This window comes from Methylosinus sp. PW1 (assembly GCF_000745215.1).
Taxonomy (GTDB): Bacteria; Pseudomonadota; Alphaproteobacteria; order Rhizobiales; family Beijerinckiaceae; genus Methylosinus.
The window spans coordinates 145554-158305 of sequence record NZ_JQNK01000002.1 but is presented as its reverse complement, the minus strand read 5'-3'; the positions used below and the strand labels follow the sequence as shown (position 1 = coordinate 158305).

At 67.1% G+C, this 12752-nt stretch carries 12 protein-coding genes and 1 tRNA gene; 9 read left to right on the top strand and 4 right to left on the bottom strand.

The features are described 5' to 3' along the window. Positions 1–154: 154 nt before the first annotated feature. The 6 genes from K369_RS01190 to K369_RS01165 all read left to right on the top strand — a co-directional run bounded on the left by K369_RS01190 (position 155) and on the right by K369_RS01165 (position 6246). Positions 155–248: transfer RNA gene (locus tag K369_RS01190), tRNA-Ser, on the top strand. Between the two features lie 135 nt (positions 249–383). Continuing rightward, complete coding sequence (locus K369_RS01185; RefSeq protein WP_051948674.1) at positions 384–1103, top strand: FecR domain-containing protein; 720 nt, start codon at positions 384–386, stop codon at positions 1101–1103. A gap of 145 nt (positions 1104–1248) precedes the next feature. Beyond that, positions 1249–2370: an FtsH protease activity modulator HflK gene (gene hflK / locus K369_RS01180; RefSeq protein WP_036286599.1), complete on the top strand. Its 1122-nt coding sequence runs from the start codon at positions 1249–1251 to the stop codon at positions 2368–2370. Continuing rightward, positions 2367–3287, top strand: a complete 921-nt coding sequence (hflC, locus tag K369_RS01175; protein WP_036286597.1) for a protease modulator HflC — start codon at positions 2367–2369, stop codon at positions 3285–3287. The genes hflK and hflC overlap by 4 nt, the downstream gene beginning before the upstream one ends. A gap of 187 nt (positions 3288–3474) precedes the next feature. Next, on the top strand, positions 3475–4980 hold the full coding sequence (locus tag K369_RS01170; protein WP_036286578.1) for a Do family serine endopeptidase: 1506 nt from the start codon (positions 3475–3477) through the stop codon (positions 4978–4980). Between the two features lie 105 nt (positions 4981–5085). Then, positions 5086–6246: a DUF3611 family protein gene (locus K369_RS01165; protein WP_036286577.1), complete on the top strand. Its 1161-nt coding sequence runs from the start codon at positions 5086–5088 to the stop codon at positions 6244–6246. A 17-nt stretch (positions 6247–6263) separates the two neighbouring features. Here the strand turns inward: K369_RS01165 and serB are convergent, their stop codons facing one another. After that, positions 6264–7178, bottom strand: a complete 915-nt coding sequence (serB, locus tag K369_RS01160; protein WP_156967632.1) for a phosphoserine phosphatase SerB — start codon at positions 7176–7178, stop codon at positions 6264–6266. A gap of 29 nt (positions 7179–7207) precedes the next feature. On the opposite strand from serB, the gene miaA reads away from it, so the two are divergent. Further along, entirely contained in the window at positions 7208–8131 is a 924-nt protein-coding gene (gene miaA / locus K369_RS01155; RefSeq protein ID WP_036286576.1) for a tRNA (adenosine(37)-N6)-dimethylallyltransferase MiaA, read from the top strand. Here miaA and K369_RS01150 read toward each other — a convergent pair. Both K369_RS01150 and K369_RS01145 read right to left on the bottom strand, forming a co-directional pair. Then, positions 8118–9281: an MFS transporter gene (locus K369_RS01150; protein WP_036286575.1), complete on the bottom strand. Its 1164-nt coding sequence runs from the start codon at positions 9279–9281 to the stop codon at positions 8118–8120. The genes miaA and K369_RS01150 overlap by 14 nt on opposite strands. Before the next feature lie 25 nt (positions 9282–9306). Continuing rightward, positions 9307–10140 (bottom strand): RMD1 family protein, encoded by an 834-nt coding sequence (locus K369_RS01145; RefSeq protein WP_018265897.1) that lies wholly within the window; start codon positions 10138–10140, stop codon positions 9307–9309. Positions 10141–10253: 113 nt separating this feature from the next. Between K369_RS01145 and fdxA the strand changes: the two genes are divergently transcribed. After that, positions 10254–10592, top strand: a complete 339-nt coding sequence (gene fdxA, locus K369_RS01140) for a ferredoxin FdxA (RefSeq protein ID WP_018265898.1) — start codon at positions 10254–10256, stop codon at positions 10590–10592. Between the two features lie 345 nt (positions 10593–10937). Here fdxA and K369_RS27370 read toward each other — a convergent pair whose 3' ends face one another. Continuing rightward, positions 10938–11600, bottom strand: a complete 663-nt coding sequence (locus K369_RS27370; protein ID WP_156967631.1) for a hypothetical protein — start codon at positions 11598–11600, stop codon at positions 10938–10940. A gap of 307 nt (positions 11601–11907) precedes the next feature. Here K369_RS27370 and K369_RS27445 point away from each other — a divergent pair, with 307 nt between their 5' ends. After that, the gene (locus K369_RS27445; protein WP_371033277.1) at positions 11908–12693 is read left to right on the top strand and encodes a CarD family transcriptional regulator; all 786 of its coding nucleotides are present in this window, start codon (positions 11908–11910) and stop codon (positions 12691–12693) included. The last annotated feature ends 59 nt before the right edge of the window (positions 12694–12752 follow it).

Genomic DNA, 12752 nt, shown 5'->3' with positions numbered 1-12752 from the left:
TGTGTCAATTGCGCAACAGTGCGGAAGGCCGTGCATAAATAATTCGCGCGCAACACTGCGCTTGCCAATAATTTGCCGCTTTGGCATATCTCAACTCGCGCTCGCCGGAGCGCCGAGATTCGGAAGCTTCGGCGTCAGCGCATCGAGCGCCTGCGGAGACGTGGCCGAGAGGCTGAAGGCGGCGGTTTGCTAAACCGTTATAGGGTTGTAAAGCCCTATCGAGGGTTCGAATCCCTCCGTCTCCGCCAGCGCCTCGGCGCCCTCAGTTCCCCGCAGTCTATGCCTCTGACGGTTGCGCTCCGCTTCGCGCTGGGGCTAGATTGGCGCGATTGCGGCCCGTGGGCGCGCGCCATTGCTTTTTCGAATCACAGGTTGGACCGCCCATGCGTAGACTTTCCGCGGCGCTCGCGGTTTCGGCCGCGCTCGCGTCCCCCGCCTCGCCCGTGATGGCGGAGCCGGCGATCGGCTCGGCCGCCACCATCGAGAAGGACGTGCGCGGCGAGATCGCCGAGCGCGCCGCCGCCAAGCTCGCCGTCGGCGACGAGATTTTCGCGCAAGAGGTTCTGCTGACCGGAACCGAGAGCCGCGGAAAATTCGTCTTCCAGGACCGCACCGATCTGCAGCTCGGCCCCTCCTCCCGCGTCAAGCTCGATAATTTCGTCTATTCGGGCGAGAATGGCGTGACCTTCAACGCCGCCAAGGGCGTGTTCCGCTTCGTCAGCGCGCCGGCCGGCCACAAGGACTATGTCGTGCGCACGCCCAATGCGACGATCGGCGTGCGCGGCACCGCCTTCGGCGTCCGCGTCGTCTTCGGCCGCACCGATGTGGTTCTCTACGACGGCGCCGTCGAGGTCTGCTCGATTCTCGGCGGCCTGTGCCGGACGCTCGCCTCAGCCTGCACCTTCGTCACCGTCACCGGCGATTTCGTCACTCCGCCGCAGCCGCTCGGACGCGAAGATTGGAGCTTCGACGACAGCTGCGGCGGCGCCGGCCAGCGCGCCGCGCGGACCTATCGAGCCGGGCCGGTCTTCTATCCGGGCGCCGGGGGCCTCGCCTCGGGCGGCGGCGGGGGCGTCGGGCGCCCGCTCGTCAGCCCGAACTGACCATTTCCCGTCTGCTCCTTTTTAAAGGATGTGGACTTTTTTCGTGGGGCGGCGGCGGGCGGCTCATTGCCGATGCGCCCGGCAACGCCTATAAAACAGCGGCGTTCCGTCCTCGGGCGCACAGCCCTTTTCAAAAAGAGACGATATGCCCTGGAGCAGTCAAGGCGGCGGCCCTCGCAAGCCGAACGACAATGGCCCTTGGGGCCAAGGACCCTGGGGTAGCGGCGGCCCGCCCGGCGGCGGTGCTCCGCCCGATCTCGAGGAGCTGCTGCGCCGCGGTCAGGACGGCCTGCGCCAGATGCTGCCGTCCGGCCTCGGCGGACGCGGAATCGCAATCCTCGCTCTGCTGACGGTGCTCGCCTGGCTCGCCAGCGGCTTCTACACGGTCGGGCCGAACGAGGTCGGGCTCAATCTGATCTTCGGCAAATATCGCGGCAAGACGCAGGCCGGCCTCAACTACAACCTCCCCTCGCCGATCGGGACGGTGATCAAGCTCGCCGTCACCGACCGCAACGCCGTGGACATCGGCTTTCGTGAGCAGCCGGCCGCCTCGCGCCGCGGCCCGCTCGCGCCCGAGGCGCCGGAAGAGAGCCTCATGCTCACCGGCGACGAGAATATCGCCGACGTCAAATTCCGCGTGTTCTGGCAGATCGATCCGGCCCATCCGGAGGATTTCGCCTTCAATGTCGCCAATCCGCCGGCGACGGTGAAGGCGATCGCCGAGAGCGCGATGCGCGAGATCATCGGCCAATCGCAGATTCAGAAGATTCTGACCGCCGACCGCAAGCTCATCGAGCCGGCCAGCCAGCAGCTGATGCAGAAGGTGCTGGACGATTATCACAGCGGCGTTCTGGTGCTGCAGGTGCTGCTGCTCTCGGTCGATCCGCCCGCCTCGGTCATCGCCGCCTTCCGCGACGTGACCGCCGCCCAGCAGGATCTCCAGCGGCTCGGCAATGAGGCCGAGGCCTACGCGAATCGCGTCGTGCCAGAGGCGCGCGGCGCCTCCGCCCGCATCTTGCAGGAGGCCGAGGCCTATCGCGAGCAGGTGGTCGCCGAGGCGCAAGGCCAGGCAGCCCGCTTCGACAAAATCTACGACCAATATAAGAAAGCGCCCTCGGTGACGCGCCAGCGCCTCTATCTCGAGACGATGGAGCGCGTGCTCGGCGGCGCCGAGAAGGTCATCATCGACGAGGCGCCGGGGAGCGGCTCGGTCGTTCCCTATCTTCCCCTGCCCGGCTTCTCCGCGGCGCAAGGAGGCCGCAAGTGAAGGGTTCTCTGGCTCTCTTCGGCGTTCTCCTCGCCCTCGTGGCGCTGATCGCGGCGGGCGGCGCGCTGTTCACCGTCACCCAGACGGAGCAGGCGCTGGTGCTGCGATTCGGCGAGCCGGTCGCCGGCCGCGGCCTCATCACCGAGCCCGGCCTGCATTTCAAGATTCCCTTCATCGAGAATGTGATCTTCCTCGACAATCGCATTCTCGACGTCGAGAGCCCCAATCTCGAGGTGCTCGCCTCCGATAATCAGCGGCTCGAGGTCGACAGCTTCATCCGCTACCGAATCGTCGATCCGCTGCGCTTCTACCAATCGGTGGGCGGCATAGCCGGCGCCAATAATCAGCTCGCCTCCGTGCTGAACTCGGCCGTCCGCCGCGTGCTGAGCGAGGCCAATCAGCAGCAGATCGTGCGCGACGAGCGCGCAGGGCTGATGGTGAAGATTCGTCAGCAGGCCAATCTCGAGGCGCGCAAGTTCGGCGTCGACGTCGTCGACGCCCGCATCCGCCGCGTCGATCTCCCGCAGCAGATTTCCGAGAAAGTCTACGGCCGCATGCAGACCGAGCGCGCCCGCGAGGCGGCGGAATATCGCGCGCAAGGCGCCGAGCAGGCGCAGAAGATCACCGCCAAGGCCGATCGCGACGTGATCGTGCTGAAGGCCGAGGCGCAGCGGCGGGCCGATCAGCTGAAGGGCGAAGGCGACGCCGAGCGCAACCGCATTTTCGCGGAGGCCTTCGGCAGGGACGCGGATTTCTTCTCCTTCTACCGCTCGATGCAGGCCTATGAGGCCGCCTTCAAAACGGGCGATACACGCTTCCTGGTCAGCCCGCGCTCGGATTTCTTCAAGTTTTTTGGCGCGCCCTCGGCCGGCAAGCCCATCGAGGAGCCGACGCCCCCGACGCCGCAAAAGAAATAGAGTCGCGAAGGCGATCAAAATAAGGTACAGAAGGTAGGATTTAAGCGAACGCCCAACTCTCGCCGTTTTGCTGGCAGAGTGCGAGCGCAGTCATCCGACAGTCTACGCAGCCCGTCGAGTCGCGCGAGACGCAAATCGCGCCTTCGCCGCAGCTCGAGGCGCCGTCCGGTCTCAGGAGAGCAATAGTATGACATCTGCCGCGTCCGTTTCGCTTTTCACGGCGCTGAGGCGCGCCCTCGCCGCGGGGCTCGTCGGCGCGCTCGTCTCCCTCCCGCTGGCGGCGACGCCGGCGCGCGCCAAGGGACCCGATTCGCTGGCCGATCTGGCCGCATCGGTGCAGGACGCGGTGGTCAACATCTCCGCCACTCAAACCGTCGACCCGAAGCGGCAGTCCAAGGACGCCGCTCCGAACGGCCAGCCCTCGACGCCCTTCGACGAATTGTTCGAGGAATTCCTCAAGCGCCGCCAGCAGCAGGGCCAGGGCGGCCCGGAGCTGCCGCGCCAGCGCAAATCCGCCTCGCTCGGCTCTGGCTTCGTCATCGACGCCTCCGGGATCGTCATCACCAACAACCACGTCATCGCGGACGCCAATGAGGTGACGGTCATCTTCACCGATGGGCAGAAGCTCAAGGCGGAGGTGATCGGCAAGGACCAGAAGGTCGATGTGGCGGTGCTGAAGGTGAAGCCCGAGAAGCCGCTGAAGGCGGTGAAATTCGCCGACAGCGACAAGGCCCGCGTCGGCGATTGGGTGCTCGCGGTCGGCAATCCCTTCGGCCTCGGCGGCTCGGTGACGGCCGGCATCGTCTCGGCCCGCAACCGCAATATCGACAGCGGCCCCTACGACAATTACATCCAGACCGACGCCTCGATAAACAAAGGCAATTCCGGCGGCCCGCTGTTCAATCTCGACGGCGAGGTGATCGGCATCAACACCGCCATTCTATCCCCCTCGGGCGGCTCCGTCGGCATCGGCTTCGCGACCCCGGCCAATACGGTGCAGCCGGTCGTCGAGCAGCTGCAGAAGTTCGGCGAGACGCGGCGCGGCTGGCTCGGCGTGCGCATCCAGAATGTCGATGACACCATCGCCGAGAATCTCGGCATCGGCCAGACGCGCGGCGCGCTGGTCGCGGGCGTCGACGACAAAGGCCCTTCCAAGACCGCGGGGCTGAAGGCCGGCGACGTCATCATCAAATTCGACGGCAAGGCCATCAAGGAATCGCGCGATCTGCCCAAGCTCGTCGCCGCGACGCCGGTGGGCAAGGAGGTCGAGGTCCTCATCGTCCGCAACGGCAAGGAGCAGACGAAGTCGATCAAGCTCGGCCGCCTCGAGGATGGCGAGAAGCTCGCCTCCAATGATTCGCCCAAGAGCGAGAATATCGAGAAGACCGCCGCGCAAAAGGCGCTCGGCCTCGAGCTCTCCTCGCTTTCCGACGAGCTGCGCAACCGCTTCCAGATCAAGGAAAATGTGAAGAACGGCGTCATCATCACCGGCGTCGATCCGCGCTCCGACGCGGCGGAGAAGCGCCTGCAGGCCGGCGAGATATTGCTCGAGATCAATCAGGAGCCGGTCGCCGATCCCGCCGATGCGGTGAAGAAGGTGAAGGCGCTGAAGGACGGCGGCAAGAAATCGGCGCTTCTGATCGTCGCCAACGCCCAGGGCGACACGCATTTCGTCGCTCTGACGCTCGACTGACGACAGCCCCAGGCTTTCGCCTTCGCGCGAGCGCCCTATCTGGCGAAAAGATCGCCCGCGTCGGAGATCGACGCGGGCGTTTTCTTTTGCCGGACAGCCTTTCCCATGCGCTCGATCATCGCCCGCGCCAATTTCCTCTCGGTCGTCCTCATCGGCGCCCTCGCGCTGGCGCTCGGATGGCTCGCCGCTCAATCGGAGCGGCCGCTCGCCAGCCCGCCTTTCGCTCTGCATGTCGCGCTCGGCGTCCTCGCCGGCGCTCTGCTCATCGCGCAGATCGCGCTGCGGCTCGCGGTTCCGCCGCCGGCCTTGCCCGCGCGCTGGTCCAAGGGGCGCCGCGTCGCGGCGGCCTTCTGCGAATTTCTCGTCTATCTCTCGCTCGCGCTTCTGGTCGCGACCGGGGCGCTCTGGGGCTATTTCGGCGGCGCGCCGCTGGAGGTCTTCGGCCACCCCCTGCCCGTTTCGTCCCCCGCCGACCCTCGGCTCTCCGATATTCTCGGCGCAACCTGGACGCGGCCGCTCGGCCTCGAGGGAACGACGGCCTCGGAGACGCTGCTGGCGGCGCATCGGCTGCTCGCCTATGCGCTCGCCGGCGCGACCATCCTCTATTTCGCGCTGGGGGGCTTCTCGCGATTCTCCCCCGCGCCGCCGCCGCCAGAATCGGCGAAGCTCGCGCCCGTGCTGATCGAGCGCTCGCCGACGGCGGGCCTCTCCGCGCGTCTGCGCCTGTTCGGCTGGCTGCAATTCTGGCCGCAGTTCGCCATAGCGCTGGCCAGCGCCGTGCTGCTGCAATTTTCCACCTCCGGCCGCGCCTTCAGCCCCAGCCAATCCGGCTATGGCGACGCCATCTATTGGAGCCTCTTCGCTTTTCTGCTGCTCTGCGCGGCGACGGCGCTCGCCTTTTTCTACACGCGCGCGGCCCCTTCCGTGGCGCAGGCGGATTATCTCGGCGTCCACAAGCTCACGGCCTTCTGGTTTCTCACGCTCGGCCTGGCGATCGGCCTCGTCGGCGTGATCCTCTCCTTCATCGGCCTGTCGCTCAGCGTTTCGCTGCTGGTCGCCAAAACCGTGTCGCAGCCGCCCGGAATCGCCATCACCGATCCCAATAAGATCATCCGCGCGCTGGATGTCTTCGTGCTGCTGGTGAATTTCGCGCTGCTGCTGGCGCATTTCATCGGCGTCGGGATCGCCGCCTTTCTCACCTCCGAGGCGACGCGCGCCCGCTTTCGCTTCACCATCGCCGAGCCGCCGCAGGAGAGCCGGGCCTGAGAGCCGGGCCTGAGCCTTCAACCCTCGCGAATGTCCGCCTCGACGAAATCCTCGCGTCGATAGCCCTGCGCGAACAGCAGCGCCGAAAGATCGGCGCGATCGACGCGAGCGGCCGCGGCTTCCGCCACTTTCGGCTTGGCGTGATAGGCGACGCCGAGGCCGGCCGCCGCGAGCATGTCGAGATCATTGGCGCCGTCGCCGACCGCGAGCGTCGCCTCCGCCGGCAGAGCCAGCCTCACGCGCAATTCCTCGAGCGCCTCGCGCTTGGCGGCCGCGCCCGCGATCGGCGGCAGGACCACGCCGGTGATTCTTCCCTCGCACGTCTCCAGCCGATTGGCGCGCGCCTCGTCGAAGCCGAGGCTGGCCGCGATGCGCTCGGCGAAAAGCGTGAAGCCGCCGGAGACCAGCGCCGCATAGGCGCCATTGGCGCGCATGGTCGCGATCAGCCGCCGCGCACCCGGCGTGAAGCTTATGCGTTCGGCGAGTATCGTCTCGATGATCGTGACCGGCAGTCCGGCGAGCAGAGCGACGCGCTCGCGCAGCGCCGGCTCGAACTCCAGCTCGCCGCGCATGGCGCGTTCGGTGATTTTCGCGATGCTCTCGCGAATCCCGGCGAATTCGGCCAGCTCGTCGACGCATTCCTGGCCGATCATGGTCGAATCCATATCGGCGACGAGGAGACGCTTGCGCCGCCCGGCCTTCGGCTGGACGATCACATCGGCGCCGGCCTCACGCGCGGCCGCCTGAAGCGAAAGACGCCGCTCCGGCAAAGCATCCGGCGCGAGGGGAAAAAAGACATCCGCAGCGACGCCCTGCTCCAGCCACTCCACCGCGCCGGCGGGCGCAGCGGCGCGCACGGCCTCGACCGTCAGCTTCGGGCCGCCGGCGCCGGCGATGAAAGTCGCGACATGTTCGACGAGGGCTTTTGACATTTCGCTCGTTTTGTCGTTGCGAAGGACCGATGACGAGACGCGCCATTCTCATCGCAGGACCGACGGCGAGCGGCAAGTCCGCTCTCGCGCTGGCGATCGCCCAGCGCCTCGGCGGCGCAGTGGTCAACGCCGATTCGATGCAGGTCTATCGCGACCTGCGCATTTTGACCGCCCGCCCGACGCTGGAGGAAGAGCGCAGCATTCGCCATGAGTTGTTCGGCCATGTCGACGCTTCGGTGAATTATTCCGTCGGCCGCTGGCTCGAGGATTTTCGGCGTCTTCTCGGCACGCTCGAGCAGGAGGGCGTCACGCCCATCATCGCCGGCGGCACGGGCATGTACTACAAGGCCGCGCTCTATGGCCTCTCGGACATTCCGCAAGTCCCGCCCGAGATTCGCGAAAAAATCCGCGCCGAGGCGGAAGGCCGGACGCCGGAATATCTTCATGCGCGCCTTTCCGAACGCGATCCCGAGACGGCGGCGCGGCTGCGGCCGACCGATCCGCAGCGCATTCTGCGCGCGCTGGAAGTCTTCGCGGCGACGGGCAAGCCGCTCGCGTCTTTCCAAGGCGCGCGCATGGCCTCGCTGCTGGATCCATCGCAATGCCTCGCCTTCTTCCTCGCGCCGGAGCGCGAGGAGCTGTATCGGCGCATAGACGCGCGCTTCGACGATATGCTCCGCAAAGGCGCCCTCGAGGAGGTGGAGGCGATGGGCGCGCGCGGGCTCGACCCCGCTCTGCCGGCGATGCGCGCGCATGGGGCTCCGCATTTGCTGCGCTATTTGCGCGGCGCGCTGCCGCTCGAGGAGGCGGCGACGCAGGGCAAGCTCGACACGCGCCATTATTCGAAGCGGCAATTCACCTTCGCGCGCCACCAGCTGCCGTCGTTCCGCTGGATCGCGCCGGGGGAGACAGAGGCGGCCGTCGAAGAGGCGGCGCGCTTCATCGGTCGGTGAGCGCGCGCCGCTCGGCGAGATTGGCGACGGCCAGCAGCGTCGCGCCGATCAGAGATATCCCGCCGATGAGCGCGAAAAAAATCCCGAGCCCGCTCGGCGCCAGCGCGCCGAACAGGAAGGACGTCGAGAAAATGCCGAGGTTGAGCAGGCTCGCGTGATAGGAGTTGATCGTGCCGCGAAACTGCGCCGACATTCCGCTGAGCCGGGCGTGATGCAGCGGCCCGCCGCAGCCATAGCCGAAGGCCCAGGGCAGGCCGATGAGCGCGAGCTGCGCGACCGAGCCGACCGGCAGCGCAAAAGCGAAAACGCCGACCGAGGCGGCAAGGCAGGCGATGGGCAGCGCCCGATAGGCGAGAAGCCGGCGCGCGAGCGGCCCGGAAAGATTGCCGGCGATGGTGACGAGGCCGAAGAAGCCCGCCAATAGGCCGGCGTCCGTGGGCGAGAGCGACAGCTTGCGCGCCGCGACATCGGCGACCACCACGCCGAAGCCCGCCACCGAGCCGAGCCAGAAATAGCTCGCCGCCAGACGTCGCAGGACGCCCGGCGTCGCCAGCGCGCCTCTATGGGTGGCGACGAAGGAGACCACTCCGCCGCCATGCGCGCGGCCGGGCCGGAACGCCGCCGAGACCGCCACAAAGGCGAGCGCCGCCAGCAGCGCCAGAAGATAATAGGCATAGCGCCAGCCGAAACGATCGGCGATCCATCCGGCGATGGAGGGCGTGACGACGAAGGCCGACATCAGCCCGACGAAGACGCGCGCCGTGCGAATGTCCACTTCCTCGGGCGAAGAGGAATCGGCGACGAAGGACAGAGAATTGGGCTGAACGAAAGCCCCGCAGAGGCCGGCCAGGCCGCTGAGCGCTATGGCCACGGAAAGATTGGAGGAATTGGCGAGCGCGGCGCTGAGCAGCGCGAAGCCGAGCAGCCCCGCCTGCAGCGGACGCTTGCGGCCGAATCGGTCGGACAAAGGCCCGGCGATGATGGCGAAACCGGCATAGGCGAGGCCATAGGCCGCAGGCAGATAGGCGATGGCCGCCGGCGGCACGCCGAAATCCGGGGCCATAGCGGTCATCAGCGGCCCGGCGACGACCTCCGCCGAACCGACCAGAAACAGAGCCGCGGCCAGAATGGAGAGCTGGCCGAGGGTCACGCGCGGGCTTTCGGCATAAAGGGCCTCAATGCGCCCGCTGCACGAATATCTGGAACAAGGTGAGCAGAATTTCCGCGAGAATCAGCACGACGACCGTCGCCTCCAGCCGCACGGAGCGATCGACGTCGATGATCTCGGTCAGCGCCCGCGCCGTCTCGCCGATGACGTCGACCTTGGCTTTGAGCGTCTGGCCGCGGGCCTCCAGCTCATATTCGTCCTCGAGCCTGGAGTACAGGCGCTCCAGATCCGGCCGGTCCCAGAGCACGTCCGGCTTGTCCTCGACGGCGACGCGGCCGGAGACGCGATGCTGCACCAGCAGCGTCTGGCCGATCAGCTCCAGCATGGCGCGGCGGCGGAAGGGCGGCCTTCCTTTGCTGGCGAGCTCGGCGGCGAAAGGCTCGATCGTATCGAAGACGGCGTTGACGCGGCGCTCGTCGCGGGCGAGCGCCACGCTCTTGGCCAGCGCGTCGGCGACCACCAGCAGACGCTCGCCGGAGGCGTCCTTGATCGCGAGGCGGCCATTGGCCAGCGTCTTGTCGTCGCCCTCGGGCGTGATCTCGAGCACCAGGGTCTCGTCGTCTCGGCGCGCGGCGGCGCCGGCGACGCGGGCGCCGACCTTGGCCAGAATCTCGTCCTCCTCGAGCGGCGACAAGCCGAACAACACGGCGACGCCGAATCGGTAGAGCACGACGAAGCCCGACTGCCCCGCCGGAAAGGCGAGCGGCGATGTGGAGACGAGATCGGCCCGCTCGAGCCCGCCCGTATCGATTCGCTCACCGAGCAGCAAGGCCCGCGCCGTCACGCAACGCGCCGCCGGCAGCGCCGAGACGCCCTGCGAGGCCGATTCGATTTCCGCCATAGACCGATTCCCTTCCAACCCCTCGCAGGATATCATGCGCGCCGCGCGGGCCGGGAGGCCGCTTGCAACCCAATCTCAAAAACGCTAGCAAGCCCGCGGATCGAGGACGCCCCATGCCTTACGTCGTCACGGAAAACTGTATCAAGTGCAAATATATGGATTGCGTCGAAGTCTGTCCTGTGGACTGCTTCTACGAAGGCGCCAACATGTTGGTGATCCATCCTGACGAATGTATCGACTGCGGCGTGTGCGAGCCTGAATGCCCTGCCGAGGCGATCAAGCCCGACACCGAGCCGGACCTCGAGAAGTGGATGGCGCTGAACGCGGAATACGCTCAGACTTGGCCCAATGTGACGGTCAAGCGCGACCCGCCTGCCGACGCCAAGGAATGGGACGGCAAGCCCGGCAAGCTGGAGGCGCATTTTTCGCCCGAGCCCGGCGAAGGCGACTGACGCGCAATCGTCCACAGCGGACGCGCTCGCGAAATCGTTAAGAGATTCAAAGGCGCCAGCGCGGCCGCTCGTAACCATGCGGAAAGGCGCCGGCGCCTTTCCTTTGATTTTTCCCGTACCACATGATATACGGAACATTAAGAATTAGCTTTCGGGCGCGAGGGGCGCAAGCGTCGCGATTTCCACAGCGGAAATAGCGGCCAGCCGCCGACGTCGAGAATGGGCGAAGATGGCGGCGCTCGCCGCCAATGTCGGCTCTATATTGTAGAAGCGTCGGACTTTCGCCAGCCAAAGCATGCGCGGTCATTGGCGCTGTCCTGGCCGGGGCGCGATGAGCCCATTCGGTCACGAGGCTTCCCGTCCCGTCTCCACAGCGGGGCAACAGAAGGAGTATCCGCGTATGCCCTCGTCCAGCAAGAAGACCGCAAAGAACCGCAAGGCGTCCGTCGCCGGAGCGCGACGCGGCGCGGCGAGCAGGACGGCGCGGACCTCGGCCGCCGCGGCGGAGCCTTCGACCAAAAAGCCCGCGAGCGCGAGCGCCGCCGGCAAGACCAGCAAGACTGCGGCGGCCAAAGCCGCCAAGACTTCCGCATCGTCGAAGAGCGCAGCCGCCAAAGCCGCGGCTCCGAAGGCCCCTGCTTCCGCCAAAAGCGCGAAATCCGCCGCCGGCAAGACGGCCGCGAGAACGAGCGCTTCGCGAGCGCCCGCCGCGAGAACGACAACGAGCAAGGCCGGGGCCAAGACGAGCTCCGCCGGGACCAAGACGGGCTCCGCCGGGACCAAGACGGGCTCCGCCGCCAGGACGCGCGCCGCCGCCAAGACTGCGGCCAAGGCGAGCGCCGCCCGCTCGGGCGCATCGCAGTCGGCCGCCTCGAGGAGCGTCAAGGCCGCCCCTGCAAAAGGCGTCGCCGCGCGCAAGGCTGCGGGAGCGGGCAAGGCCAGAGCCCGCGCCAGCGCCGCCCATAACAGCGACGCCAAGCGTAGCGCGAGCGCCACGACCACGCCCACGAAGAACGCCGAGGCTCCGCCTCACGCGAAAAGCATCGCTGCGCCGAGCATCGAGGCGCCGGTCGAGGCCACCCGCCCGCAGGCCTCGAAAGCGGCTCCGCAGGGAACTTCACATGAGACTTCAACCGCCGTTGCGGCCGGCGTAACCGGGGAGACGAGAATTACAACGTCCTTGCGCCAGAGCGCGATCAAAACCGATATCGAGCACTCCGACGTCGCCGCCTCCGCGCTCGTCCCCGATGCGGGGACGAGCGAGCCGAATGCGACGGCGCCCGTTTCAACTCCAGCTTCGAGCGAAACCATTCCAGTGCCAAAATCGACACAAGGAAAGGCGATCACCGCCAAATCTTCGCCGGCGCCCAGAGCCCCCGTCCCCGCCGCTCCCACGAGCGCCGCGACGGGCTCGGCCCTTTCGCCCAAGGCCATCGTCGCCGCGCGCACCGCGGCTGCGGCCCCCATCAAGCCGAGTCCCGCCGTCGCCGTGAAGGCGAAGACCTCGGCGCAGAAGCTCGGGTTCAAGACGAACGAGTTCATCGTCTATCCGGCGCATGGCGTCGGACAGATCATCGCGATCGAGACGCAGGAAGTGGCCGGCTTCAGCCTCGAGCTGTTCGTCGTCAGCTTCATCAAGGACAAGATGACGCTGAAGGTGCCGACCAGCAAGGTCGCGGCCGTCGGCATGCGCAAGCTGGCCGAGACCGAGGTCGTCGACAAGGCGCTCTCGACGTTGAGCGGCCGCGCGCGCGTCAAGCGCACCATGTGGTCGCGCCGCGCGCAGGAATATGAGGCCAAGATCAATTCGGGCGATCTCGTCACCATCGCCGAGGTGGTGCGCGATCTCTACCGGTCCGACACGCAGCCGGAGCAATCCTATTCGGAGCGCCAGCTCTATGAGGCGGCGCTCGATCGCATGGCGCGCGAGGTCGCGGCCGTGCGCAAGCTGCTCGATTCGGAATCGCTCAAGCTGATCGAGTCCTTCCTGCAGAAGGGTCCGCGCCGCGGCGGTCCGAAAGGCGACTCCGATGCGGACGCCGGCGACGATGCGAGCGACGACGAAGGCGAAGAGGACGACGTCGAAGAGCGCGCCGCCTGACGTCGCGCCTCCTCTTCTTTCGATTTTGCACGAAAAAACGCGGCCCGTCGGGGCCGCGT